The organism is Roseateles sp. DB2 (genome assembly GCF_051857535.1).
Classification (GTDB): Bacteria; Pseudomonadota; Gammaproteobacteria; order Burkholderiales; family Burkholderiaceae_C; genus Roseateles_B.
Genome location: NZ_JBPZGY010000002.1, coordinates 513948 through 539859, shown reverse-complemented (window position 1 = coordinate 539859; position 25912 = coordinate 513948). Strand labels below are relative to the sequence as shown.

At 67.0% G+C, this 25912-nt stretch carries 21 protein-coding genes; 12 read left to right on the top strand and 9 right to left on the bottom strand.

What is annotated here, in order from left to right; translation table 11 throughout:
- Nucleotides 1–126 precede the first annotated feature (126 nt).
- The 3 genes from ACS5PK_RS04885 to tldD all read right to left on the bottom strand — a co-directional run bounded on the left by ACS5PK_RS04885 (nucleotide 127) and on the right by tldD (nucleotide 3409).
- Nucleotides 127–438 carry a hypothetical protein gene (locus tag ACS5PK_RS04885; protein ID WP_439439129.1) on the bottom strand — a complete coding sequence of 104 codons (312 nt, stop codon included), beginning with the start codon at nucleotides 436–438 and terminating at the stop codon, nucleotides 127–129.
- Between the two features lie 40 nt (nucleotides 439–478).
- Nucleotides 479–1618 (bottom strand): 3-deoxy-7-phosphoheptulonate synthase, encoded by a 1140-nt coding sequence (locus ACS5PK_RS04880; RefSeq protein WP_439439128.1) that lies wholly within the window; start codon nucleotides 1616–1618, stop codon nucleotides 479–481.
- 327 nt (nucleotides 1619–1945) lie between these two features.
- Nucleotides 1946–3409, bottom strand: coding sequence for a metalloprotease TldD (gene tldD, locus ACS5PK_RS04875; RefSeq protein ID WP_439439127.1), 1464 nt, complete (start codon nucleotides 3407–3409; stop codon nucleotides 1946–1948).
- A gap of 218 nt (nucleotides 3410–3627) precedes the next feature.
- Here tldD and ACS5PK_RS04870 point away from each other — a divergent pair, with 218 nt between their 5' ends.
- Nucleotides 3628–3987: a hypothetical protein gene (locus tag ACS5PK_RS04870; RefSeq protein WP_439439126.1), complete on the top strand. Its 360-nt coding sequence runs from the start codon at nucleotides 3628–3630 to the stop codon at nucleotides 3985–3987.
- A gap of 236 nt (nucleotides 3988–4223) precedes the next feature.
- On the opposite strand, the gene rsmI is transcribed toward ACS5PK_RS04870, so the two are convergent.
- Nucleotides 4224–5138: a 16S rRNA (cytidine(1402)-2'-O)-methyltransferase gene (rsmI, locus tag ACS5PK_RS04865; protein WP_439439125.1), complete on the bottom strand. Its 915-nt coding sequence runs from the start codon at nucleotides 5136–5138 to the stop codon at nucleotides 4224–4226.
- Between rsmI and ACS5PK_RS04860 the strand changes: the two genes are divergently transcribed.
- The 3 genes from ACS5PK_RS04860 to ACS5PK_RS04850 are packed head-to-tail and all read left to right on the top strand — an operon-like array spanning nucleotide 5131 to nucleotide 6879.
- Complete coding sequence (locus ACS5PK_RS04860; protein ID WP_439439124.1) at nucleotides 5131–5547, top strand: YraN family protein; 417 nt, start codon at nucleotides 5131–5133, stop codon at nucleotides 5545–5547. The two genes, rsmI and ACS5PK_RS04860, sit on opposite strands and share 8 nt — an antisense overlap.
- Nucleotides 5548–5586: 39 nt before the next feature.
- Nucleotides 5587–6171 (top strand): SIS domain-containing protein, encoded by a 585-nt coding sequence (locus tag ACS5PK_RS04855; protein ID WP_439439123.1) that lies wholly within the window; start codon nucleotides 5587–5589, stop codon nucleotides 6169–6171.
- 57 nt (nucleotides 6172–6228) lie between these two features.
- Nucleotides 6229–6879 carry a BON domain-containing protein gene (locus ACS5PK_RS04850; protein WP_439439122.1) on the top strand — a complete coding sequence of 217 codons (651 nt, stop codon included), beginning with the start codon at nucleotides 6229–6231 and terminating at the stop codon, nucleotides 6877–6879.
- Nucleotides 6880–6899: 20 nt separating this feature from the next.
- On the opposite strand, the gene ACS5PK_RS04845 is transcribed toward ACS5PK_RS04850, so the two are convergent.
- The 3 genes from ACS5PK_RS04845 to ACS5PK_RS04835 form a co-directional block, all read right to left on the bottom strand.
- Nucleotides 6900–7808 (bottom strand): NAD(P)-dependent oxidoreductase, encoded by a 909-nt coding sequence (locus tag ACS5PK_RS04845; protein WP_439439121.1) that lies wholly within the window; start codon nucleotides 7806–7808, stop codon nucleotides 6900–6902.
- 12 nt (nucleotides 7809–7820) lie between these two features.
- A complete protein-coding gene (locus tag ACS5PK_RS04840; protein WP_439439120.1) occupies nucleotides 7821–8957 on the bottom strand; it encodes a PilT/PilU family type 4a pilus ATPase in 1137 nt (378 codons plus the stop codon).
- A 178-nt stretch (nucleotides 8958–9135) separates the two neighbouring features.
- The gene (locus ACS5PK_RS04835; RefSeq protein WP_439439119.1) at nucleotides 9136–10179 is read right to left on the bottom strand and encodes a type IV pilus twitching motility protein PilT; all 1044 of its coding nucleotides are present in this window, start codon (nucleotides 10177–10179) and stop codon (nucleotides 9136–9138) included.
- Between the two features lie 26 nt (nucleotides 10180–10205).
- On the opposite strand from ACS5PK_RS04835, the gene ACS5PK_RS04830 reads away from it, so the two are divergent.
- The 5 genes from ACS5PK_RS04830 to ACS5PK_RS04810 all read left to right on the top strand — a co-directional run bounded on the left by ACS5PK_RS04830 (nucleotide 10206) and on the right by ACS5PK_RS04810 (nucleotide 15155).
- Nucleotides 10206–10904, top strand: a complete 699-nt coding sequence (locus ACS5PK_RS04830) for a YggS family pyridoxal phosphate-dependent enzyme (RefSeq protein ID WP_439439118.1) — start codon at nucleotides 10206–10208, stop codon at nucleotides 10902–10904.
- Between the two features lie 8 nt (nucleotides 10905–10912).
- Entirely contained in the window at nucleotides 10913–11635 is a 723-nt protein-coding gene (locus tag ACS5PK_RS04825; protein WP_439439117.1) for a c-type cytochrome, read from the top strand.
- Complete coding sequence (locus tag ACS5PK_RS04820) at nucleotides 11632–12927, top strand: c-type cytochrome (protein ID WP_439439116.1); 1296 nt, start codon at nucleotides 11632–11634, stop codon at nucleotides 12925–12927. The genes ACS5PK_RS04825 and ACS5PK_RS04820 overlap by 4 nt, the downstream gene beginning before the upstream one ends.
- A gap of 305 nt (nucleotides 12928–13232) precedes the next feature.
- Nucleotides 13233–14777, top strand: a complete 1545-nt coding sequence (locus tag ACS5PK_RS04815; RefSeq protein ID WP_439439115.1) for a methyl-accepting chemotaxis protein — start codon at nucleotides 13233–13235, stop codon at nucleotides 14775–14777.
- Between the two features lie 42 nt (nucleotides 14778–14819).
- Nucleotides 14820–15155 carry a TonB family protein gene (locus tag ACS5PK_RS04810; RefSeq protein WP_439439114.1) on the top strand — a complete coding sequence of 112 codons (336 nt, stop codon included), beginning with the start codon at nucleotides 14820–14822 and terminating at the stop codon, nucleotides 15153–15155.
- Between the two features lie 160 nt (nucleotides 15156–15315).
- Here the strand turns inward: ACS5PK_RS04810 and ACS5PK_RS04805 are convergent, their stop codons facing one another.
- The gene (locus ACS5PK_RS04805) at nucleotides 15316–17145 is read right to left on the bottom strand and encodes a M4 family metallopeptidase (RefSeq protein WP_439439113.1); all 1830 of its coding nucleotides are present in this window, start codon (nucleotides 17143–17145) and stop codon (nucleotides 15316–15318) included.
- Between the two features lie 479 nt (nucleotides 17146–17624).
- Here ACS5PK_RS04805 and ACS5PK_RS04800 point away from each other — a divergent pair, with 479 nt between their 5' ends.
- Genes ACS5PK_RS04800 through ACS5PK_RS04790 form a run of 3 tightly spaced genes read left to right on the top strand, consistent with a single transcriptional unit; the run spans nucleotide 17625 to nucleotide 22253 of the window.
- Nucleotides 17625–20480, top strand: a complete 2856-nt coding sequence (locus tag ACS5PK_RS04800; RefSeq protein WP_439439112.1) for an ATP-binding protein — start codon at nucleotides 17625–17627, stop codon at nucleotides 20478–20480.
- A gap of 43 nt (nucleotides 20481–20523) precedes the next feature.
- Complete coding sequence (gene ylqF / locus ACS5PK_RS04795; protein ID WP_439439111.1) at nucleotides 20524–21486, top strand: ribosome biogenesis GTPase YlqF; 963 nt, start codon at nucleotides 20524–20526, stop codon at nucleotides 21484–21486.
- Nucleotides 21483–22253: a substrate-binding periplasmic protein gene (locus ACS5PK_RS04790; protein WP_439439110.1), complete on the top strand. Its 771-nt coding sequence runs from the start codon at nucleotides 21483–21485 to the stop codon at nucleotides 22251–22253. The genes ylqF and ACS5PK_RS04790 overlap by 4 nt, the downstream gene beginning before the upstream one ends.
- A gap of 108 nt (nucleotides 22254–22361) precedes the next feature.
- Here ACS5PK_RS04790 and ACS5PK_RS04785 read toward each other — a convergent pair whose 3' ends face one another.
- Nucleotides 22362–25697, bottom strand: a complete 3336-nt coding sequence (locus tag ACS5PK_RS04785; protein WP_439439109.1) for a TonB-dependent receptor domain-containing protein — start codon at nucleotides 25695–25697, stop codon at nucleotides 22362–22364.
- Between the last annotated feature and the right edge of the window lie 215 nt (nucleotides 25698–25912).

Here is a 25912-nt window from a genome sequence, read left to right as displayed (position 1 = left end):
CCGGCACCCGACGAAGCGCCGCAGAACCTGAACAGCAAGACGGAGCCGAGACATCGGATCCGGGCCCAGGCGCCGGCCATCGGGGGCAGGTCTTGCGGGCCCCGGCCGGGGTGCCGTCACAGCGGCTCAGAACGAGACGGCGAGCCGCGCCACGTCCACCTTGACCAGGGCCTTGCTGAGGGCGCCGGAAGCCGCACGGGCGAAATCCAGGCCGAAGGCCGGATCGCGCAAGGCCGCTGCACCGACGGCGGCCGCCACGCCCAGGATCTTGTCGGCGATCAGCACCTTGCCGGAGCCGCGCATGGGCTCGCAGCCATGCTTGACAAACTGCTCGTCCAGCCACTGGCGGGCTGCGTCGAAACTCAGCACCTCGGCCGCATCGACCGCCAGATGGACCTCCTCGCCGGGGCCGTACACGACCTGGACTTCACTGCGCATGGCTTGAGCCTCCTGTGAGCATCATCCTAGCCCAGGGGCCTCAGCCGCGGGACGCCTTGACGGCTTCGGACAACACCTCCAGCACCGCCAGCGAGTCGTCCCAACCCAGGCAGGCGTCGGTGATGCTCTTGCCGTATTCCAGCTTGGCGGGATCGTCCTTGCCCGGCGTGAACTTCTGGGCGCCGTCGTGCAGATGGCTTTCGACCATGACACCGAAGATCTGCTTGCTGCCCTCGGCCACCTGGACGCCGATGTCACGCGCCACCTCCAGCTGGCGCAGGTGCTGTTTGGAGCTGTTGGCATGCGAGCAGTCCACCATCAGCGTGGTGTCCAGCTTGGCGGCGGCCAGGTCCTTGCAGGCGGCGGCCACGCTCTCGGCGTCGTAGTTGGGCGCCTTGCCGCCGCGAAGGATCACGTGGCAGTCCTTGTTGCCCTTGGTCTCGACGATGGCCACCTGGCCGTTCTTGTGGACCGAGAGGAAGTGGTGCGGGCGGGCTGCCGCCTGGATGGCGTCGGTGGCGATCTTGATGTTGCCGTCGGTGCCGTTCTTGAAGCCGATGGGCGCCGAGAGGCCGGAGGCCAGCTCGCGGTGCACCTGGCTCTCGGTGGTGCGGGCCCCGATGGCGCCCCAGGAGATGAGGTCACCGATGTACTGCGGCGAGATCACGTCCAGGAACTCCACCGCGGCGGGAAGCCCCAAGCGGTTGATCTCCAGCAGCAGCTGGCGAGCGATGCGCAGGCCCTCGTCGATGCGGTAGCTCTCGTCCAGATAGGGATCGTTGATGAGCCCCTTCCAGCCCACCGTGGTGCGAGGCTTCTCGAAGTAGACCCGCATCACGATCTCCAGCGTATCGGCGTACTTCTGGCGCTCCACCATCAGGCGGCGGGCGTACTCCAGCGCCGCGGCAGGGTCGTGAATGGAGCAAGGGCCGATGATGACCAGCAGGCGATCATCCTTGCGCTGCATGATGCGCCGGATGGCCTGGCGCGTGCCCACCACCAGCTTCTCCATGGGCGTGCCGCCGATGGGGAAGAAGCGGATCAGGTGCTCGGGCGGCGGCAGCGGGGTGATGTCGCGGATGCGTTCGTCGTCGGTCTGGCTGGTCTTGTCCTGAGGCGAGTACCAGCGCTCGGCCTGGTGTGCGGCAGACGACGAGGAGCTGAGGGTCTTGGCATTCATGGTCAGGCTTTCTGATTGTTCTGCGGAGATGGGGCCGACGACGCAGTGGCAAAAAAAAACCGCCGGGGGAGGCCCGGCGGTCTTTAGAGATTCGTTGCGTGTCTGGGGTTACGCGTTCGCCTCTCCTCCGCCGGTGCGGTGCGAGAACCAAAAAAAGGCAAAGTAAAACTTCGGCGAGTGCATGGTGGCGAATACTGCCTGCGAGGGCGCGAGGGCGTCAAGCCTGCCTGCCTGCGGGCCTGCCGCGGATGTGTTGTCTTGGCGCCGCATCTTGCGTCGGATCAAGGCAGGTTGACGGCCCGTGATCCGGCAGCGTCCAGGCCCTGATCAGGCCGTGCCGCCCACGGTCAGGCCATCGATGCGCAGGGTCGGCTGGCCCACGCCCACCGGCACGCTCTGGCCTTCCTTGCCGCAGACGCCCACGCCGGTGTCCAGGGCCATGTCGTTGCCGATCATGCTGACGCGGGTCAGGGCGTCGGGGCCATTGCCGATGATGGTCGCGCCCTTGACCGGGTACTGGATCTGGCCCTTCTCGACCCAGAAAGCCTCGCTTGCCGAGAAAACGAACTTGCCGCTGGTGATGTCGACCTGCCCGCCGCCGAAGTTGGTGGCGTAGAGGCCCTTGTCGATGCTGGCGATGATCTCGGCCGGATCCTTGTCCCCGCCCAGCATGTAGGTGTTGGTCATGCGGGGCATGGGGAGGTGGGCGTAGCTCTCGCGACGGCCATTGCCGGTGGGCGCCACCTTCATCAGGCGGGCGTTCATGGCGTCCTGGATGTAGCCCTTGAGGATGCCGTCCTCGATCAGCACATTGGCTTGCGAAGGGTGGCCTTCATCGTCCACATTGAGGGAGCCGCGGCGATCGGCCAGGGTGCCGTCGTCCAGCACGGTGACGCCCTTGGCGGCCACGCGCTGGCCGATACGGCCGGCGAAGGCGCTGGACCCCTTGCGATTGAAGTCGCCCTCCAGGCCATGGCCCACGGCCTCGTGCAGCAGTACGCCGGGCCAGCCCGGGCCCAGGACCACGGTCATCTCGCCGGCCGGGGCCGGGCGGGATTCCAGATTGGTCAGTGCAGCCTTGACGGCATCCTCGGCGTAGGAAGCGATCATCTCATCGGTGAAATAGGCGAGGCCGAAACGGCCGCCGCCGCCGCCCGTGCCCACTTCGCGGCGATCGCCCTGCTCGGCGATCACGGTGACCGACAGACGCACCAGGGGGCGGACGTCCGCGGCCAGGGTGCCATCGGCGCGGGCGATCAGCACCACATCGTGCTCAGCGGCCAGGCCGGCCATGACCTGCACGATGCGCGGGTCCTTGGCGCGGGCCATGCGCTCGGCGCGCTCCAGCAGGGCGACCTTCTCAGCGCTGTCCAGGCTGGCGATGGGATCGGCGTCACCGTACAGCGAACGGCTGGCGGCAATCACCGGCTCACCGGGCACCCTGACCCGGCGGCTCTGGCCTGCGGCGGCAATGCTGCGCACGGTGCGGGCGGCGTCCATCAGTGCGTTCTCGGAGATGTCGTCCGAGTAGGCGAAAGCCGTCTTCTCGCCGGCCACGGCACGAACACCCACGCCCTGGTCAATGGAGAAGCTGCCACTCTTGACGATGCCCTCCTCGAGGCTCCAGCCCTCGGCGCGGGTGGTCTGGAAGTACAGGTCCGCGTCATCGACACGATGCTCGGTGATCAGCCGCAAGGCCTTGGCGAGCGTCGCCTCGGTGAGGCCGAAGGGTTCCAGCAGTTGGCTGCGGGCGGTCGCCAGACGGGCGATGGTGGGTTCGCGCGAAATCATGCGAGCCATTGTAGGAGCGCTGCCCCTGCCCAGCCCCATGCGGGCTTTCACCCCTTCTGCCGATGCATCTTTGGCGGCTCAGCGGCATGCTGTGCTTTCACCGTTCTTTACAGGAGCGTTGTCTCCGCCAGCGCAAGGGCTGGCGTTATCACCTCACAGCCGGCGCAGTGCCGGCGTGCCCCTCAGAAACCACAAGCAACCCAACAAGGAGTGCCACGATGAGCTTCTCAACCTCGATGACCCGCCTGATTACCGTTCTCGCCCTCGGCAGCGCCGCCGCCCTCGGCGTCCAGGCCCAGGAACCCACGCCGCCGTCCACCCCGCGAGCCGACCAGCGTGAAGCCAAGCAGCAGGCCCGCATCGCCCAAGGTGCTGCCTCCGGCAGCCTGACCGCCCGCGAGACCCGGCGCCTGGAGCGCGAGCAGGGCCGCATCAACCAGGCCGAAGCCCAGGCCAAGTCTGACGGCACCGTCACCAAGCACGAGCGCCGCCGCCTGCACCGCATGCAGGACGCCGCCAGCAAGGACATTCACCACGCCAAGCACAATGCCAAGGGCGCAAGCGCCGCTGGAAACTGAGCGGCGCACTGAGCTGGGCATTGAGTTGCGCACTGAGCGGCGTACTGAGCGGCGCACTGAGCGGCGCATCAATCCGGACCTCAGCCGGCAATTGAGCTGGCGCGCGGCGGCGCCCCACGGCGCAGCTCGCTGATCCAGCCTCGCTGATCCGGCTGGCGATTCACAGCCGCATGCCCCAGCTCATCCCGTGAGCGAGTGAGCACCGCCGCCCCTGAGGCCGCTCCGGCCCGGCGGTGTCAAGCCCCGGCAGCCTTCTTCATCTGCAAGCCGGCTTCGTACAGACTGTTGCGCGGCAAGCCGCTGAGGTCGGTAGCAATTTGCACGGCCTGCTTGAGCGGCAGCTCCTGCAGCAAACGCTCCAGCATGCGTGCCACCTCTGCCGGCAAGTCCTCACTGGCGACTTGCGGTGGCTCGGCATGCAGCACCAACACGAACTCGCCGCGCTCCCGTTGAGGATCCGCCGCCAGCCAGCCCGGCATGCCGGCGGCCGGGCCGGTATGCACAGTCTCGAACTGCTTGGTCAGCTCACGGCAGATGCTGAGCGTCTGCGTCGGCGCCAGCTCTGCCAGCAAGGCCAACAGCTGGGCGATGCGATGCGGCGCTTCGAAGAGCACCTGGCTTTGGGCCGACCCCAGCAGGGCCTGCAGCCGCGTGCGGCGCTCCTGTCCCTTGGGTGGGAGGAAGCCGGCAAAGGCAAAGCCCTGCGCCCGCACATCGCCCGCAGCACTCAGAGCCGTGACTACCGCCGAAGGCCCGGGCAGGGGCATCACGCGCAGACCGGCCTTGGCAACGGCCGCCACCAGCACCGCGCCCGGGTCCGACACCGCCGGCGTGCCGGCATCGGACACATAGGCGATACGCTCGCCCGCCTGCAGCCGCCCCACCAGGGCCGCCGAGGCCGATTGCTCGTTGTGCTGGTGCAGGCTGATCAGAGGCTTGTGCAGGCCCAGGTGATGCAGCAACTGGCCGCTGACGCGGGTGTCCTCGCAGGCCACGGCGTCCACCAGTGCCAGCACGTGCAGGCAGCGCAGGCTGACGTCCGCCATATTGCCGATGGGCGTAGGCACCAGATAGAGCGTGCTGGCCGGATACTGCTGGCCACCGGCCGCCGCGCGGGCGGCCTGCATCAGCAAAGAGGCATCGATGTTCAAGTGGAGCGCCTTCAGGTCAGGGCCGCCCCCCTGCGGGGACGGCAAAAGCCGCCAGGCCCGCGGGGCAGAGGCCGAGCAGCAAGCGCTGCGGCATCTGCAGGCGCAGGGCATGCGGCTGCTGGAGCGCAATTATCGGGTGGCGCGGGGGCCTCATGCCCCTGGCGGCGAGATCGACCTCATCCTGCTGGACGCCGCCGGCAGCCTGGTCTTCGTCGAGGTGCGTGCCCGGCGTTCGGCCGCACATGGCGGCGCGGCGGCCTCCATCGGGGCCGGCAAGCGGCGGCGCATCCTCTTTGCGGCCCAGCACTTCCTGCTGCGCTACCGCCAGCCTCCCCCTTGCCGCTTCGATGTCGTCGCCATTGACGGCCCACAGCTGCTCTGGCTGCAAGCCGCATTCGATGCGGGGTAAACCCGTGCCGGTGCAGCCCCTGGCTTATCATGCGCGCCAATGCTTGAACAACGCATCCAACAACAGTTCTTCGAGAGCGCCGACCTGCTCTACCAGGTCGCCGAGCCTCTCTCCCGCCCCATGGCCCTGGCCGCGCAGATGCTGGTCGACGGCATCACCGGCGGTGGCCGCCTGCTGTGCGTCGGCGGCGGCCTGGCCGCGCAGGATGCCGGCTATCTGGCGGCGCTGCTGATGGGCCGCTTCGAGCAGGAGCGCCCAGGCCTGGCGGCCATCGCCATCAATGCCCTGCTGCACCAGGGGCCCGGCCCGCTGGACGAAGCCGCCGCCCTGGCCCGCCAGATCCAGACCCTGGGCCACCCCGGCGACCTGCTGCTGCTGATCGACAACCCCAGCGGCAGTGCGGCCAGCCTGGTGCCCCTGCTGGACGCTGCCCATGCCCAGGACATGAGCGTGGTGTTGCTCAGCGGCAGCCAGGATGAAGCCCTGCGTGCCGGCCTTCTGGACACCGACGTACAGCTGCGGCTGCCCCACAGCCGCTTCGCCCGCGTGGCCGAGGGTTACCGGCTGCTGTGCCATTGCCTGTGCGACGCCATCGACGCCCAGTTGCTGGGCATCGAGGAATGACTTTTTGCTGATCCGGTCAAGACTGATCGAATCAAGACCTGACCCCAAGGCTGAATCATGCAAGCGAACCCCTCGCGCCGCGCGCGCGCCCTCTCCGCCCTTCCCCTCATCGCCGCGCTGGGCTGCGGCCTGCTGACGGCCTGCGCGCCGCTGGTGGTGGGCAGCATGGTCGGCACGGCCATGGTGGCCACCGACCGTCGAACCTCGGGGACCCAGTTGGAAGACCAGGGCATCGAGCTCAAGGCGGGCAAGCGCCTAGCAGACAAGCTGGGGGACCGCGTCCACATCAACATCAACAGCTACAACCGCGTGGTGCTGCTGACCGGAGAGACCCGCAACGAGCAAGACAGGGCCGAGGCCGAACGCATCGTTGCGGAAGTGGAGAACGTCGGGCGTGTGGCCAATGAACTGCAGGTGGGATTCATCAGTTCACTGAGCGCTCGCTCGAACGACATGCTCATCGCGGGCAAGATCAAAGCCAGCCTGGTCGACGCCCGGGACCTGATCTCCAACGCCTTCTACGTGGTCGTGGAACGCGGCGAGGTCTTCATGCTGGGCCGCGTCACCGAGCGGGAGGCGCACCGCGCCAGCGAGATCGCCCGAGGCGTTGCCGGCGTCAAGAAGGTGGTGCGCATGTTCGAGATCATTTCCGAAGAGGAACTGGCCCGCACGGCGCCCAAGCCGCCCAAGCCTAGCGAATCCAGATAAGCGCCCTGGGCCGGCCAGCTTCAGCGCAAGCGTTTGATCAGGCTTGAGGTGTCCCAGCGGCCGCCATCCATGCCCTGCACATCAGCATAAAACTGGTCCACGAGGGCCGTGACGGGCAGCTGGGCGCCATTGCGGCGGGCTTCGTCCAGGACCAGGCCCAGGTCCTTGCGCATCCAGTCCACGGCGAAGCCGAAGTTGAACTGGTCGTCGACCATGGTCTTGCCGCGGTTGTCCATCTGCCAGCTCTGGGCTGCCCCCTTGCCGATGACGTCCAGCACCTGCTTCATGTCCAGGCCCGCACGGGCACCGAAGGCAATGGCCTCCGCCAGGCCCTGGACCAGGCCCGCAATGCAGATCTGATTGACCATCTTGGCCAGCTGACCAGCCCCCGGCTCGCCCACGCGCGTCACCGCGCGGGCAAAGGCCAGGGCCACGGGCTTCATGGCCTCGAAGGGCTCGGCATCACCGCCACACATGACCGTCAGCTGACCATTGACCGCACCTGCCTGGCCACCGGACACCGGCGCATCGACGAAATGCAGGCCTCGCGAACGTGCCGCTGCGTGCATCTCGCGGGCCACCTCGGCCGAGGCCGTGGTGTGGTCCACCAGGATGGCGCCCGCCTTCATGCCGGCGAAGGCACCGGTCTCGCCCAGCAGCACGGAGCGCAGGTCGTCGTCATTGCCTACGCAGACGAAGACCGCATCAGCCTCGCGAGCAGCCTCGGCCGGCGTCGGGGCCGAGGCCCCGCCGAACTCAGCCACCCAGGACTGGACCTTGGCCGGGCTGCGGTTGTAGACCGTCACCGCATGGCCCGCACGCGCCAGATGCCCGGCCATGGGCAGGCCCATCACCCCCAGGCCGATGAAGGCGACACGCCGGGGCGTGGTGGATTCGTAGCTGCGCGTGGTGTTGATGCTGTCGGCCATGGGATGCGGTGATCAGAGGATGGTGAGGTGTTCGGTACCCTGGCTCAGCTCGCCGCTGCGGGCGCGCTCGCTGTTGAGCTTGATCTGCAGGCGCAGGTCGTTGACGGAGTCCGCATTGCGCAGGGCGTCTTCGTAATTGATGCGGCCAAACTCGAAGAGATCGAACAGGGCCTGGTCGAAGGTCTGCATGCCCTGCTCGCGCGAGCGCTTCATGATCTCCTTGATCTCGCCGACTTCGCCCTTGAAGATCATGTCGGAGATCAGCGGCGTGTTGAGCAGGATCTCCACCGCGGCAATGCGCCCCTTGCCCTCGCGACGCGGCAGCAGGCGCTGCGAGACGATGGAGCGCAAGTTCAGCGAAAGATCCATCAGCAGCTGGGCCCGGCGCTCCTCGGGGAAGAAGTTGATGATGCGATCCAGGGCCTGGTTGGCGCTGTTGGCGTGCAGGGTGGCCATGCACAGGTGGCCGGTCTCGGCAAAGGCCACGGCATGCTCCATGGTCTCGCGGTCGCGGATTTCGCCCATGAGGATCACGTCCGGCGCCTGGCGAAGCGTATTCTTCAGCGCGATGTCCCAGTTGTCGGTATCCAGGCCCAGCTCGCGCTGGCTGACGATGCAGTTCTTGTGCGGATGCACGAATTCCACCGGGTCCTCGATGGTAATGATGTGGCCATAGGTCGTCTCGTTGCGGTGGTCAATCATCGCGGCGAGTGTCGTGCTCTTGCCCGAGCCGGTGGCCCCCACCACGATCACCAGGCCTCGCTTGGTAAGCACCACGTCCTTGAGGATGGGCGGCAAGTCCAGGGACTCGATGCTGGGCAGGTTCTGCGGAATGGTCCGCAGCACCAGGGCCACATGGCCCTGCTGCAGGTAGGCATTGACCCGGAAGCGGCCGATGCCCTGCGGCGAGATCGCGAAATTGCACTCCTTGTGCTTCTCGAAATCGGCCGCCTGCTTGTCGTTCATGATGGAGCGCGCCAGCTGCAGGGTGTGCTGGCCGCTGAGCGGCTGGGGCGAGACCTTGGTCACTTTGCCGTCCACCTTGATGGCGGGCGGGAAATCAGCCGTCAGGAACAGGTCAGACCCCTTGCGGGAGACCATCAGCCGCAGCAGGTCATTGATGAATTTCGAGGCCTGATCGCGTTCCATGCTGGGATGTCCTTCCATGCCCTCCAGGGGCCAAAGCGGCGCGCATCTTGCATCAGGACGCGCGGTTCAGGGGTGACGGAATGTCTCGCCTTGCGGCCTCAGGCACGGGGGCAGGGACCAACTCGGCAGGACGCCGCTTGCCGTGCCTTGCTGACTGTGCGGTCGAGCCCCCGGGCCCTCATCCGGGGAAGTTCTCCGGGAACTTGGCCTTGGCCCGAGCCTCGGCCGGCGATATCACATTGCGGCGCACCAGTTCGGCGAGGTTCTGGTCCAGGGTCTGCATGCCTTGGGAGTTGCCGGTCTGAATGGCCGAGTACATCTGGGCGACCTTGTTCTCGCGGATCAGGTTGCGCACGGCCGAGGTGCCCAACATGATCTCGTGCGCCGCCACGCGGCCGCTGCCGTCCTTGAGCTTGCACAGAGTCTGCGAGATCACGGCCACCAGAGATTCCGACACCATGGCGCGCACCATCTCCTTTTCGGCCGCGGGGAAGACGTCCACGATACGGTCGATGGTCTTGGCGGCAGAACTGGTGTGCAGGGTGCCGAAGACCAGGTGACCCGTCTCGGCGGCGGTCAGGGCCAGGCGAATGGTCTCGAGGTCCCGCATTTCACCCACCAGCACGGCATCCGGATCCTCGCGCAGGGCGGAGCGCAAGGCATTGGCAAAGCTCAGCGTGTGCGGGCCGACTTCACGCTGGTTGATCAGGCATTTCTTGGACTCGTGTACGAACTCGATCGGGTCCTCGATGGTCAGGATGTGCCCGTACTCGTTCTCGTTGAGATGGTTGACCATGCCCGCCAGCGTGGTCGACTTGCCGGAACCCGTAGGGCCTGTCACCAGCACCAGGCCGCGAGGCTTCAGGGCCAGGTCGGCAAAGACCTTGGGCGCGTTGAGCTGCTCCAGCGTCAGGATCTTGGACGGAATGGTCCGGAACACGGCGCCGGCACCGCGGTTCTGGTTGAAGGCATTGACGCGGAAGCGGGCCAGGCCCTGGATCTCGAAGGAGAAGTCGCACTCCAGCGTCTCCTCGTAGGCCTTGCGCTGGGCGTCGTTCATGATGTCGTACACCATGTCGTGCACCTGGCGATGCTCCAACGCCTCGACGTTGATGCGCCGCACGTCGCCGTGCACCCGGATCATGGGCGGCAGCCCGGCAGAGAGGTGAAGATCGGAGGCCTTGTTCTTGACCGAGAATGCCAGCAGTTGTGTGATGTCCATGGTGTGGGCGAATAGCGTGGGCCATTATGGCGACGATCAAAGAGAACATTCAAGAAGTGCACCGGCGGCTTGCCAAAGCCTGCACGGATGCGGGCCGTCCCGCGGCGACCGTCGGGCTGCTGGTGGTCAGCAAGACCTTTGATGCCGCCGCGGTGCGCGAAGCTCATGCGGCCGGCGAGCGGGCCTTCGGCGAGAACTACGTGCAGGAGGCCCTGGACAAGATCGCCGCCCTGGCAGACCTGCGGGCAGGCATCGAGTGGCATCTGATAGGTCCGCTGCAGAGCAACAAGACCCGCGTGGTCGCCGAGACCTTTGACTGGGTTCACACGGTGGACCGCCTGAAGATCGCGCAGCGGCTGTCCGAGCAGCGCCCCGAGGGCTTGCCGCCGCTGCAGATCTGCCTGCAGGTCAACATCAGCGGAGAGGCCAGCAAGAGCGGCCTGCCCCCTCAGGAGGTGCCGGCACTGGCTGCACAGATCACCCGGCTGCCACGACTGCGGCTGCGCGGCCTGATGGCCATCCCCGAGCCTGCCGACACCATCGATGACCAGCGCCTGCCCCATCGCCAGTTGGCTCAGCTCTTGAGGAGCCTGCAGACCCAAGGGCTGGCCGTGGACACCCTCAGCATGGGCATGAGCGCCGACCTGGAAGCCGCCGTCCTGGAAGGTGCCACCTTGGTGAGAGTCGGCTCGGCCATCTTCGGCTCACGGCCGGCCAAGCCCTGATGCAGGCCATGGCGGGCCTGCATCAGGCGCTGCTGCGGCGGGCGCTGCCTGTGCTGGGTCTGCTGGCCTGCGCGACCCAGGCCCTGGGCCAGGCACCGACGCCTGCCCCCTTCGAGGACAGCATGGCCCAGCGCCTGCTGGCCTGCACTGGCTGCCACGGCCCCCACGGCCGTGCCGGGCGCGACGGCTACTACCCTAGGCTGGCGGGCAAGCCGGCCGGCTACCTGTACCAGCAGTTGCTGAGCTTCCGCGATGGCCGCCGCCAGTACGGGCCCATGAACACCCTGCTGACACCGCTCAGCGACGACTATCTGCAGGAGATCGCCCGCCACTTCGCGAGCCTGGACCTGCCCTACCCGCCGCCCCAGTCGCGGCCACTCGCGGCGGCAGACCGGCAGCGGGCGCAGGCCCTCGTCCGGCAAGGCCATGCACAACGTCAGTTGCCGGCCTGCCAGCAATGCCATGGCGAGGCGCTGCTGGGCCGCCAGCCGGGCGTTCCCGGCCTGCTGGGCCTGCCGCGCGACTACCTCATGGCCCAACTGGCCGCCTGGCGCCAGGGCGAACGCCGCTCGCAGTCGCCCGACTGCATGGCTGCAATCGCCCGCCGACTCGAGCCCGAGGACATCCGCGCCCTGGCCGACTGGCTGTCCGCGCAGCCCGTTCCCGCAGGGGCCAAGCCCGCGCCCGCATCGGAGCAGCGGCTGCCCCTTCGCTGCGGAGATCTGCCTTGAAGCGGCGCATCCGCCTGGCCGCAAGACTGCTCGGCGGCATGCTGCTCGCGGGGTCAGGTCTTGCCCTGTGGGTATGGCTGGCCAACCGGCCGGCGCCCCTGCCGCCGTCGCCACCGGCGGTTGCGCCCGCTGAGATGCTGGCGCGCGGCGCCTACCTCGCCCGTGTGGGCAACTGCGCCGGCTGCCACACGGCCCCCGGGGGTGCGCCGCTTGCCGGCGGGCGCGCGGTCCCCACGCCCTTCGGTACCGTCTACAGCAGCAACCTCACGCCGGACGCCGAGACCGGCCTGGGCCGCTGGTCGCCCGAGGACTTCTGGCGTGCCCTGCATGAAGGCCGCGGCCGCGACGGCCGCCTGCTGAGCCCGGCCTTTCCCTACACCAGCTACACCCTGCTCAGCCGGGCCGACAGCGACGCCCTGCTGAGCCACCTGCAGTCCCTGGCTCCCGTGCGCGCGGAACCGCGCCCACAGGCCCTGCGCTGGCCCTACGGCACGCAGCCGGCGCTGGCCGTGTGGCGAGCCATCTACTTCCGGCCGGCCTCCTTCGAGCCCGACCCCCGCCGGGACGCAGCCTGGAATCGTGGCGCCTACCTGAGCCAGGGCCTGGCCCACTGCAATGCCTGCCATGGCAGCCGCAACGCGCTGGGCGCACCGCAGTCCCTGGATCGCTTCGATGGCGGGCTTTTGCGCGGCCTGGGCTGGTACGCGCCCTCCCTGCATCGCGCTGACGAAGGCGGCCTGCAGGACTGGCCCCAGGACGAGATCCAAGCCTGGTTGCACGACGGCATCGCGCCGCGGGGCATCGCGCAAGGGCCCATGGCCGAGGTGGTGGTGGGCAGTACCCGGCACCTGCACGCCGAGGACCTGGCCGCCGTGGCGGGCTACCTGAAGTCGCTGCCCGCGGAGACGGCGCAGCACCTGCGCACCGAGCCGGCGCCGCAGGCGTCCACCCAGGGGCTGCTCGGAGCCGAGCTGTACAAGACACACTGCCAGTCCTGCCACGGCGAGCAGGGCCAGGGGCGCCCGGGCGTCTATCCGCCGCTGAAGGGCAGCCGCGTGGTGAACCAGGCCTCGCCCCTCAATCTGCTGCGCATCGTGCAGCAGGGCGGATTCGCGCCGGCCACACCCAGCCATCCGCGCCCCTTCGGCATGCCGCCCTTCGGGGGCAGCTTCGATGCCGAGCAATTGGCCGCCCTGCTCAGCCATGTGCGCAACAGCTGGGGACAGCAGGCAGGCGCGCTCAGCGCAAGACAGGTCCAGGCCCTGACCAACGACATGGGCACAAACCCCTAGACCTCAACGCCAGCCGTCCACTGGGCAGGCGCGCGAAGTGGTATTGCGGCGGTTTGGCGCGGATTCGTTCACGCCGATGCCCGCTTGTGCTGAGCAAAAAACTGACCGAGCGCTGACACTTCGCGCTGCCGTTTTCCGGCCTGCTCCACGGAGCCGGGACCGGAAGCGGCGACCGAGTTCGCTGCCTCGTCAGGCGGCCTTCCCCATCGAAGGCATGCCCGACGCAGGACGCGCGCCCCGCGCCAGCACGCCTGGCGCCCTGGCAGGCGCAAGCCGGTCTGGATCGACGTTTCTGAGGTCACTTGATGCAATTCCTGTCCCACTTGCGCATCGGCCAGCGTCTGGCCGTGAGCTACGCGCTGCTGATCCTGCTGCTCATGGCCATTGGCGCCTACGGAGCGGCCAATGCCAACCATCTGGCCAAGGACCTGGACCGCACGGCCAACTCCAGCCTGGTCAAGATCGCCGCAGCCAATGCGCTGGAGAGCGACGTCAACGTCATCGCCCGCGCCTCGCGTGACCTGTTGCTGCTGGACGAAGCCCGCCAGATCAAGAAGCAGAAGGCCGCCATTGACGGCGCAATGCAGGCCCTGGAGACGCACCTCGCCGAGCTGCAGGCCCAGGTTGACGACGACAAGGAGCGTGACATCGTGGCCCAGGTCAAGGACCGCCAGGGCCGCTTCCTGGCCTCGGTGAGCAAGTTCCTCAAGGTGCAGGCCGACGGCAGCCCTGACGAGGCCCGCGAGAGCCTGATCACGGACGTGCGCCCGGCCCAGCAGGCCTATCAGGAAGGTCTCAAAAGCCTGGTCGAGGCCAAGTTCGAGAGCGCCCGCTCGCTGGCCGAATCCGGCTCGGCGCTGGCCAGCCGCTCAGTGGCCATCACCGCGGTGCTGGTGCTGGTGGCCGTGCTGATCGGCGGCGGTGGCGGCGTGGCCATCTCGCGCTCCATCATCGTGCCGGCCCGTCAGGCCAAGGACGCCGCCCAGGCCATCAGCTCGGGTGATCTGTCGTACCGCATCCAGGCCAGCGGCAAGGACGAACTGGGCCAGATGCTCCAGGCCATGCAGGACATGCAGGAAGCGCTGTCCGGCGTGGTGAGCAGCGTCTCTGAAGCCGCGGGCGAGGTGGCGCAGAACTCCAGCGCCATCGCCAACAGCAACGGCAACCTCTCGGACCGCACCGCGCGTTCGGCGGCCAGCCTGCAGAACACGGCGGCCTCGGTCGAACAGATCGCCGCCAACCTCACTGGCGCCAGCGAGCTGACCCGCAAGGCCGCCGGCATTGCCGGCAAGGCCCGTCAGTCAGCCTCGGCCGGCGGCCAGGTGGTGGCCCAGGTGGTATCCACCATGGAAGAGATCAGCACCAGCTCGCGCAAGATCGGCGACATCATCGGCGTGATCGACGGCATTGCCTTCCAGACCAACATCCTGGCCCTCAACGCCGCCGTGGAAGCGGCACGTGCAGGTGACCATGGCAAGGGCTTCGCAGTGGTGGCCTCTGAGGTCCGCGCCCTGGCCTCGCGCAGTGCGCAGGCCGCCAAGGAGATCAAGGTGCTGATCCAGGAATCCTCCGTCAAGGTGGAGAACGGCACGGCCCTGGTGAACAACGCTGGCGCCACGATCCGCAGCGTGGTCGATGAAGTCAACAACATGGGCCAGTTGATCGAGGAGATCTCGCACTCGGCCCAGGAGCAGGCCAGCGGCGTGGGCGTCGTGAACGGCGCCATGAACGAGCTGGACCGTGCAACGCAGCAGAACTCCACCCTGGTCGACGAGCTCAGCCGCTCCACCGAAGCCCTGCGCGACAGCTCCAGCCGCCTGCTCAGCGCGGTTGGATTCTTCCGCGCCTGAGTCCCTCCCCCCTTTTCCCGCAGTCGCTCTCCAGAAAATCACATGACGAAGAACCCCCTGTCCCTCAGCGCCAAGTTCCTCCCGGCCATCGCCGCCCTGCTGCTGGCCTTCGGCGCCCAGGCATCCCCCAAGCTGATCAAGAAGGTCGCTCCGGAGTTCCCCCGTGAGGCGGCCCAGAAGGGCATCAGCGCCGGCACCGTCAAGGCCAAGCTGAGCATCGAGGCTGACGGCAAGGTGTCCGGCGTGGACATCATCGAAGCCGAGCCGCGCCGCGTCTTTGATCGCGCCGTAACTACGGCACTGATGGACTGGCGCTTCGAAGCCGGTGGCGAGAAGCAGACCCACGAGGTGAAGCTGGTCTTCAAGAACGACGACTGAGCCTGCCCTCGCATCCCGCAAGTGAAAAGGCCCTCGAGCAATCGAGGGCCTTTTTCTTGGGCCTTGCAGCGAGGCCGCGGCATGCAGCCACCTACCCTGAAAGTAAAAAGACGCCGGGCTCTCGCCCGGCGTCCTCACTCCGCGTAGAGATCTTGACCGATCAGTACGTGGCCTTCAGGCTGGTGCTGCTCACGGTGGAGTAAGCGTTGACCAGGATGTAGTAGGTACCAGCAGCCGGCGAGGTGAAGGTGATCGTCTCGGTGTTGGTGCTGCCGTCAGACTTCTTGGTGTAGGAAGTCGTGGTGGGAGCAGTGGTCATGCGGGCGTAGATGTCGCCATCACCCGTGCCGCCAGACAGCTTGATGGTCAGGCTGGCCTTGCCGGACGGAACCACGATGCTGTAGAGCTTGGAAGCGCCGGTAGCCAGGCTGATGCCGGTCACGGCGACGCCGTTGGTCAGCGGGGTGGCGGTGGTGCCGGTGCCCGAGCAGCTCACGCCGACAGCGCTGAAGGCAGCGGTGACGTCAGCCGTGGTGTAGCCGCGGCTGGTGGCAGCCTTTTCCACGCCGCAGGCGCCGGCGTTGAAGGTGCTGTTGGCCGTCCAGTACAGGCGGTTGGCATCAGCGAAGACTTCGAAGGCCTTGCGGGTGTTCCAGCCAGCCTTGGTGGCGAGCAGGTAGAAGGCCTTGTTGTAGACGCCCGAGCTGTAGTGCACGTCCAGGCCGCTGGTGTACTTGCTGGCGTGGTCGATGGAGCGGCCGTCCTTGGTGGGATCGTCCATGTAGCGCAGCGCGCCGGTGCCCTTGAAGATCTCGTAGCCGACCTTCCAGTCGTTCGAGCCCTTCATGTAGTACTCGGCAGCTTCACCGGCCATGTCGGAGAAGGCTTCGTTCATGCCGCCGGACATGCCGGAGTACACCAGGCCGGAGTTCTGCTCGGTGAAGCCGTGGCTGACTTCGTGCGAGGCGACGTCCAGGGAGACCAGCGGGTAGAAGGTCGTGGCGCCATCACCGAAGTGCATGGCCGAGCCGTCCCAGAAGGCGTTCTCGTAGCTGGAGCTGTAGTGCACCTTCATCAGCAGCTTCTGGCTGATGGGGCGGACGCCCAGCCAGCCGGTGTACATGTTGAAGATGACGTTGCCGAAGTAGTGGGCGTCGTTCATCGGCGAGTAGGCGCCGTTGATGGCCTTCACCGTGTTGCGGGGGCAGGTGAAGCTGTGCGGGGTGGAGCCCGAGGTGCCGCCGTTCAGGTTGACGGTGGCGACGTTGGTGCTGTTCAGCGAGCAGGTAGAGCCGCTCTGCGTGACGTCCAGGTAGCCCTTGCCAGCGGTGGTGCCGTACTCGTACTGGCCGGTCTTCTGGTTGCCGCCAGGGCCCGTGCCGTTGGCGTGGTGGATGCCTTCCCAACGCTGCAGGATTTCACCCGTGTTGGCGTCGACCAGGAAGTTGGGACGCTCGGGCTTGCCGATGGCGTGGCCGGTCAGGAAGCTGACGTGGTAGACCAGGCGGGCCTTGCCGCTGTCGTCCAGCTTGACGTACAGCTTGGCCTGCTCGTTGTCAGCCTGGCCGGCTGCACGGGCCTGGGCCTTCATCTGGGCCAGCACGGCGGTCGGGTTCAGGGTGGGGCGGCCATGGGCCAGGTCGTCGGTGATGTTGCGGATGCGGGCACCGGAGAAGCTGCTGGTGGCACCATCGTTATGCTCAACAATGGCCTCGCCCCAGACAGGCACGCCCTGGAACATCTGCTGGTGACGGGTCACCACGCGGCCGCTGCCATAGGTCTTGCTGGTAACGGACTTCAGCTCGTCGACTGCCAGGCCCAGGGCAGCAGCGGCGTTGGACTGACCATTGCCGGACGCGCGCAGGGCGTTCTGCCCATTGCTGACCTGCAGATTCAGCTCTTCACGGCTGGCGGCCATGGCTTGCACAGCCACGGTGACGGCAGCCAGGGCGAAAGCGCCCTTCAGCGCGGTCTTCATTTGCTTGCTCATCTTGCTCTCTCTTTGCTTGTTGTCAGGGGTTTTCCCCTGGTTCATCCAGTCAGACCTGGTGGGGCCTTGGACCGGTCCTCGTCGACATGAACGCCTGGGTGACGGCGCCCAGCCTTGCCGACAAGTCCGGAGTACGCGCCATCGACCAGGGATGGCCCGCATCCAGGCGCCTGTCGGCGCCCTTGCTCCACTCGACCGCCTTACCTCCAACAGCCGTGCCTAGCAGGTGGGAGCGGATGCTAGCCACCGCTATTAGCGCGGCTACCTGTTAGATCTGACATCCATATTTCCCCCGCTTGTCCGCAGGACATTGAAACGCGAATCGCACAAGCGGGCGAAGAACGGCCGTCGTCGGCGCCCATCGCCAAAGATCACCACCAGGTGCAGCGCAACTGCACAAGGCACCCTCAGCCCCCGCTTGCCAGAGGGACGGACTGAGGCAAGATGCAGGTCTTCTCAGCCTTGCGGTGCCGCGTGTCATGCCCGGTGAACTCGACGCCCTGTACGACACAGACGATGCCTTGCAGCCCTGGTATGGGCAGGGCGACTTGCATCTGCTGCCGACTGAAACCTCTTCTTGCATCCGTCTGGCCTGGCAGTTGCGGGAGCGAGACAGCTGCCGTGCCGCAGACTGTCTTGCCATCGCCACGAGGGAAAGCGAGAGGAGCGGGAAAGCCCTGAGCATCCAGGAGCAGTGGCTGTTCAGCTTGACGCAGGCCGAGCTGCTGCGACTACAAGCCCGCCTGACGGAGGCCACCGAGCTCGTGGCAGGCCTGCGGGCTCAGGAGGCGCCCAGCCTCGTCCTCGCCGCAGATCTGCTGGGCGTCCAGGCCGCCATTGCCACGGGCACGGGCAATTTCGCCGAACGCGACCAATGCCTTCGCCAGGCTGCCGAGCGTTCGGCCCAGGCGTCCGAGCGCGCCCGCGAAATCTACTACCGCGCCTCGCTGGCGCGACTGCAGGTCCTGCGCAGGCAGGAGCCCGAGCACGCTCTGGAGGCAGACATGCAGGAGCCGTCCGCCTGGCCGCCCTATGTGCAGGCGGCCCTCCAGCAGCTCCGTGCCACGCGGGCCTACCGCCGCAGCGACTACGCCCAGGCCATCGAAGCCTATGTGCGCTGCCATCAGTTGGCCCTGTACAGCGGACAGCTCCACCTGGCCATCCTCGCGGCGAGCAATATCGGCAATGCCTTTACCAGCCTCAACGACCACGACGCTGCCCTCGAGTGGGTGCAACGCGGGCTTGACCTGGCCCTGCCCACTGCCTGGCCCAGCGCCATCGGCAGCTGCCAGAGCCAGGTGGGCGAAGCCCTGAGGCACCTGGGGCGGCTGGACCTCGCCCAGCAGCGCCTGGACGAGGCCGAGCAGACCCTCCGCCCCCTGCAGGCCTCGCGCTACTACGCCATCGCCCTGCGCTACCGGGCCGAGTTGGCCCTGGATCAGCAGCAGTACGCCGAAGCGCTGGATCGCCTCGACGCGCTGGAAGCCCGGGCCGAGGCCCGCGACCTGGCCATGGACCTTCGGCGCAGCCGTGCCTTGGCACTGATGCGTCTGCGCCGGCTGGATGAAGCCCAGCAGGTCGCCCAGTCCTGCCTGGACGATGCCTGCCAGGATCAGGTGGGCGACCTGCAGGTCATGGCCCATCAGGCGCTGGCACAGATCGCCCGGGAGCGCCAGCGGCAGCAGCCAGACTCCGGGCACCTGGCCCAGGCCGCCTGGCACCTGGACCAGGCACTGGCGGCAGCCTCGGCCATCCAGCACTATTCCCCGCCCATCGAGCTGCTTGAGCTGCAGGCCCAGACCAATGCCGACCTGGGCCGCTTCGAAGCGGCCTACCGGGCCGCCGTCCGCGCCAGCGCGCTGCGCGAGCGCATGCACGGCCAGGACGTCACCGGCCGCATGCTGGCCATGCAACTGCGCTACATGACGGAAAGCGAGCGCGCAGAGTCCGCCCATCACCGCGCGCTGGCCCATGCGCAGGCGCAGCGAGCCGAGCTGGCCCAGCAGACCAGCGGCACGCTTGCGCGCCTGGGAACCATAGGCCAGGAGATCACCACCAAGCTGGACGCGCCCTCGGTGTTCGCCGTGCTGGAGCGCCATGTTCATGCCCTGCTGGATGCACGCAGCTTTGCCGTCTACCTCATCGATGCCGACGGGCTCACCATGAGCTCCGTCTTTGACGTGGAGCAGGGCCAGCGCCTGCCGCCCCACCGCATCCGCCTCGATGCCGAAGAAAGCAATGCCGCGCGCGCCCTGCGCGAGCGCCGCGAGCTGCTGGTGGCACTCGCCCCCGACGGTTCCGACCCCAGCCAGGTGCCCGGCACCATGCGCACCCTGAGCGCCCTGTTCGCGCCTCTGACCATCGGCGACCGCGTGCTGGGGGTGATGACCATCCAGTCGCCGCTGCAGGATGCCTACGGCGAGATGGAGCGCCTGGTGTTCCGCACCCTCAGTGCCTATACCGCCATTGCCTTGGACAACGCCCGCGCTTACTCCGATCTCGGCGACGCCCAGAAGCAGCTGGCGGCGCAGGAAAAGCTGGCGGCACTGGGCGCGCTGGTGGCCGGCGTGGCGCACGAGCTCAACACCCCCATCGGCAACTCCTTGCTGATGGCCGGCACCCTGCAGAGCAAGACCGATGAGATCGAGGCGGCCATGAGCACCAACACACTGCGGCGCAGCAGCCTGGCCCGCTACGTGGATGAGGCACGGCAGGCCGCGCAGCTGATCCATCGGGGTCTGCAGACAGCAGCCGGGCTGGTCGCGAGCTTCAAGCAGGTGGCGGTGGATCGCACCAGTGAACAGCGCCGCGTCTTCGACCTGGCCCTCACTGTCACCGACATCGTCGCCACCATGATGGGCGTGGTGCGCAAGGCCGGGCACCGCGTGGAGATCGACATCCCGCCCGGACTGGAGCTCGACGCCTACCCCGGCCCCCTGGGCCAGGTACTGAGCAACTTCATCAATAACGCCCTGCTCCACGCCTTCGAGAACAGCTCGCGCGAGGGCTTGATGAGCATCCGTGCACGCAGCACCGCCCCTGGCTGGCTGGCGCTGGAATTCGCCGACGACGGTCAGGGCATCGCACCCGAGCTGCTGCACCGCGTCTTCGAGCCCTTCTTCACCACCAAGCTGGGACGCGGCGGCACCGGGCTGGGTCTGTCCATCAGCTACAACATCATCGAGCAGCTCTTTGGCGGCCACTTGCGCGTGCAGAGCAGCCCGGGCCAGGGCACACGATTCATCCTGGACCTGCCGCGCCAGGCACCGCTGCGGGTGACCGAGGGCGAGGCGCCTCTGCACTTCACGACCGAGGGCCCGCCTACAGGACAATAGCGGCCCAGCCCACCGTACCGCGACACAGGAAAGAAATCCCAGCATGGCCATCCAATGGTTCCCGGGTCATATGCATGCGACCCGCAAGGCAATCAAGGAGCGCATGAAGCAAGGCATTGACGTGGTCATCGAGCTCGTCGATGCCCGCCTGCCCGGCTCCAGTGCCAATCCCTTGCTGGCCTCGCTGACCGACGGCAAGCCCAGCCTCAAGCTGCTCAATAAGCAGGACCTGGCCGACCCGGCCCGCACCCAGCTCTGGCTGGACCACTACAACGCCCAGCCCGGCACGCGGGCCATGCCCCTGGACGCAGGCAACAAGGCCCCTGCCAAGGCCCTGGTGGCCGCCTGCCGCGAGCTGGCGCCCCTGCGCGGCGGCATGAGCAAGCCGTTGCGCATCCTGATCTGCGGCATTCCCAATGTGGGCAAGTCCACGCTGATCAACACGCTGGTGGGCAAGAAGTCCGCCAAGACGGGGGACGAACCCGGCATCACCAAGGTCGAGCAGCGCATCGTGCTCGACCAGGACGCCTATCTTTTCGACACCCCCGGCATGCTGTGGCCCCGCATCAACATCCCCGAGAGCGGCTACAAGCTGGCCGCCAGCGGTGCCGTCGGCCGCAATGCGCTGGACGAGGAAGAGGTCGCCCTGGAGTTGCTCGACTATCTGCGCGTGCATTACGCGCCGCTGCTGCAGGCCCGCTACAAGCTGGAAGGCGCCGTCGAGACGCTCAAGGACGATGCGCTGCTGGAGGCCATCGGCCGCAAGCGCGGGGCAGTGCTGGGTGGCGGCCGGGTGAACATGCAGAAGGCTGCGGAGATCCTGATGTACGACTTCCGCCAGGGTGTGCTGGGCCGCATCAGCCTGGAGACGCCGGAGGAGTTCAAGGCCTGGGCCGCCGCCGCTGCCATCGCCGACGCCGAACGCGAGCGGCTGGCACAGGAAAAGAAGGCTCAGCGCAAGGGCCGGTCCAGCCGAGACAGCTGGGACGCCCCCGAAGCAGAATGAAGCACACCCATCGCCCCCTCGCCCTGGCTGCACTGGCGCTGGCGCTGGCGCTGGTCCGGCCCTCGGCAGCGCAGCCGGATGAGCGCACGCTGACGCTGCTCTACCGTGACAAGCCGCCCTACTCCTACACCGAGGACCGCCAACCCAAGGGCCTGCTGATCGAGCAGTCCCGGGCGGTCCTGGCAGCGGCCGGCATCACGGCGCAGATGGAGGAGGCGCCGCTCAAGCGCATCCAGCTGGAGCTGCAGGCCAACGAACGCCCCCTGTGCTCTCCCGGCTGGTACAAGCTCCCCGAGCGCGAGCTGTATGCGCGCTTCAGCCTGCCCATGTCGCAGGACCTGCCGCACGTAGTGCTCGCCGGCCCGCGCGCCGCAGCTGCAGTGCACGCCCACCGCAGCCTTGCCAGCCTGCTGGCGGACAGCACGCTGCGCATGGCGGTGGTCGACGGCATCTCCTATGGCAGCGAACTCGACGCCCTCATCCGGCAACAGACGCCCGCGCCCCTGCGCGCCACGGTGACGCCGGTGCAGCTCACCCGCATGCTGGGGGCCGGCCGTGCAGACTACATGTTCATGGACCGCGAGGACTACCTCTGGCTAAGCCGCCAAGGCGAAGTGAGCAAGAAGCTCGGCGCGATCAACTTCCCGGACCTGCCGGCGGGCCTGCAGCGCCACATGATGTGCAGCAAGAAGACGCCGGAAGCCATGATGCAGGCCATTGACGCTGCGATCCGCGCGCTGGGCATGCCCAAGGTTCCTCAGCCCTGAGTGACTGCGAGGGTCGGGCCCGGGCGTCCATGAAAAAGGCCGCAGCCCTTTCGAGCTGCGGCCTTGCCAAGGTCCTGAAAGCGGGCCGGCAGGCGCCGGCCTGCAGGATCAGAACTCGTAGCGGGCGGTCAGGTTCATGCCCCACTGCGCCAGGCGGGTACGACCCGATGCGTCCGTCGGGGTGACCAGCGGATCAGGCGTTGCCACGGCATACACCATCTTGCCGTCAGGCGTGATGCCGGCGAAGTTCACGAAGCTGCGGGTGGACGGGAAGCCCGCCTCGGAGACCTGGCCCCAGCGACGGTTCAGCAGATTGCCCACGTTCATGATGTCCAGGGTGATCACGCCCTTGCCACCGGCCGTGATGCCGCGCACTTCCTGCGACAGGCGCAGGTCGAAGTTGTTGACCCAGGGAGCGAAGGCCGAGTTGCGACCCACGACACCGCCCTTGGCGTTGCGCAGTGCCTTGTCGCCGTTGACCACGTCCCAGAAGGCGGCTTCGGCAGCGGCACCGGAGGCAGCCACGGTCTGGCCCGGCAGGCGGAACACGACTTCACCCGAGCCGGGGGCCTTGGGGATGTACATCAGGTCATTGCGGGCGCGGCCGTCGCCGTTCATGTCGTTGCGGTAGACCCAGCTGTAGGGCTTGCCGGCACGACCTTCATAGAACACGCCCAGCGTGGTCTTGTAGTTGTCGACAAAGGCCTTGCTGAAGTTCACGGCAGCACTGATGCGGTCGCGGATCAGGTACTGCGAGTTGGCCGCCACGTTCTCGTTCGGGTTGAAGTTGGCGCGGTTGTTCCAGCTCGAGCTCGACACCGAGGAGGCCAGCGGGCTGACTTCCGTTGCAGCAGTGCGGGTGTAGGCCACGGACCAGCGCAGGTTGCTGTTCACGCGCTGCGAGAGCTGGAAGGTCAGCGTGTCGCCGTCGCCCTTGTTGGTGGAGGCGGCGAGCAGCACGTTGTTGTAGGCGGCATTGGACAGCGCCTTGGAACGCAGACCGCAGTTCGAGTTGAACGAGTCGGTGCCCGCGGCCCAGCAGGCTTCGCTGCGACCGGCGGCGTTGTAGTACATCTCACGGCCGTCCGGTGCGTAGGCCGTCACGGTGCCCAGGTTCAGGTGCTGGTAGTACAGGCCTTGCTTGACCTTGGTGTGCAGCCATTCCACGCCGGCCTCCAGGCCGTACCAGGGCAGCTGGCCATCCCAGGCCAGGTTGAGCTTCCACACGGACGGCTGCGACAGGCCCTTCTCGACGAAGTCGACGTTGGCCTGGGGCGTGCCGGTCAGTGCCGGCTGGTGATCACCGTCCGGGTTGAAGCGCAAGCCGGCAGGGCAGGGGTTGGTCGAGCCGCCGCAGTTGTAGACGGCGGTGGAGCCGACGTTCTGGTAGGGATTGGTCAGCCACACATTGGCCGCGGCGCCCTGGAACAGACCCACGCCGCCGCGGATCTGCGACTTGCGCTGAGCCACCGTGTCCAGCTGGTAGTTGAAGCCCAGGCGCGGCTGCACCAGCTTCTGGCCGTCGACATTGGCCGTGTTGTCCATGCCGAAGCCGCCGGTCTGGCGGGTGTTGGTGGCGGCATTGCCAGGCACCACCGGCAGGGCTGCGGCAGCGTTGGCCACCGGGCGGTCGTCCGTCTTCACCTCGTCAACGCGGATGCCGGCCGTGATGTTCAGCTTCTTGTTGATCTTCCAGGTGTCCTGAAGGAAGAAGCCGATGTTGGTCAGCGTCCAGTTCGCGATCGAGTCTTCCAGCTTCTTGCCCGGGAAGGGCAGTTGCACCGAGTAGGACGTCGGGATGCCGTTGCGCAGCATCGTCAGCGGGTCGTTGGCGGTGCCGGGAGCGCCGCTGCCCGAGAAGGTGTAGTTGCCGCGGGCATCCTGCAGGAAGACGTTGTAGATCTCGTTGCGGGACAGGTCCGCACCGCCCTTGATTTCATGGTCGCCCACGAACAGGTTGCCGGCGAAGTAGCCGTCCAGCGTCTTGGTCTTGAGGTTGTTGAGGTGGCGGCTGCGCTCCGTGCCGAGGTTCAGCGTGCGGCTGCTGCCATTGGTCCACGTCACGTTGATCTGCGGCAGGTTGGTGTCGCTCAGCGTGGCCTTCTCGTAGTCGCGGTTCGAGATCTTCAGCTCAGTCGAGAAGTCTTCCGTCCAGTCGCTGAACAGCTGGGCCACCACGGTCTCGATGGTCTTGCGCTCACGGTACCAGTAGGAGCTCAGGGCCAGCTGATTGGTGCCGAAGCCCGGCAGGGTGGGCTCGTTCTGCTCGGTCTTGGTGTAGCGGACGTTGGCACGGTGCTTGTCGCTGATGTTCCAGTCCAGCTTGACCAGGGCGTCCTTGACGCTCAGTTCCTGGCCACTGACGTTGGTCAGGCTGCCGGCGTCCACCTTGTAGACGTCCTGCATGATCTTCTGGACTTCGGCGGTCTGCGCCTGGGTGATGTTCACCGCAGTCGCGTTCGTCGAGCCGGCCGGGCCGTAGGCAGGCGAGGAGATGCTGTTGTGCTGCTCTTCGTAGGCCGTGAAGAAGAAGAGCTTGTCCTTGATGATCGGGCCGCCCAAGGTGAAGCCGTACAGCTTTTCCTTGAAGGGGGTCAGGCGGGTGAAGGTGTCCGTGGGCGGACGGTTCCATCGGCGGCCGGCCATATCCTGGTCACGATAGGTATAGGTGACCGTGCCCTTGAACTTGTTGGTGCCCGACTTGGTCACCGCATTGACGTTCGCACCGGTATAGCCCTTTTGCGTCACGTCATAGTTGGACAGGTTGATCTGCACCGAGTCGATGGCATCCATCGACACCGGCTGCTTCATCGTCGGCAGGTTGTTGGCTTCCAGGCCGAAGGTGTCGCTGATGGACACGCCGTCGACGGTGATGGAGTTGAAGCGGTTGTTCTGGCCGGCTGCCGAGATCTCGCCGTTTTCCTTGTTGGTCTGGGCGATGCGGGGATCCAGGCGGGCATAGTCCTGCAGATTGCGCTGCATGGAGAACTGGGCGGCCAGCTCGGCGCCGGTCAGGTTGGTGCCCGAGCCCATGGTGGCCGAGTTGATCTTGGTGCTGCTGCCCGAGATCGTCACCTGAGCCAGCTGGTTCTGGGCCTGGCCGACGGTCAGGTCAATGGCGGTGGTTTCGGCCAGGGCCAGGAACACGCCCTGGCGCTGGTTGCTGTCGCTGCCCTTGGTCACCGTGATGACGTAGGGACCGCCGGCGCGCAGACCGCGTGCCGAGTAGCGGCCCTCGCTGTCCGTCGTCAGGCTGTTCGCCGAGCCCGACTCAGTGTGCACGATGAGCACCGTCGCGCCCGCGACCGGCTTGCCATCGGGCGACGTCACGCGCCCACCCACGGCAGCCGTGGTGTTCTGCGCCAGCGCCGGAGCAGCAGCCACGATGGCCACCGCGACGCTCAGCGCCGTGCGGGAAAAGCGAGACCAATGCAAGTCGTTCATGCCGACAACTCCTCAAGAAAGAATAAAAAACCGACAACCCACCAAAACCATGGAGCTCGGCGAGTCAAGTGCACACAACAGAAACAAAATCAAGCGCAAACGTTTCACTTCTCACTTTTGCGGGAAGCCAAACGTTTTCGCTCATAGGACTCAGCACATAAAACCGCATGCAGGAGCCACTCCGACCACAAAGACTGCCTCGGCCGAACACCACC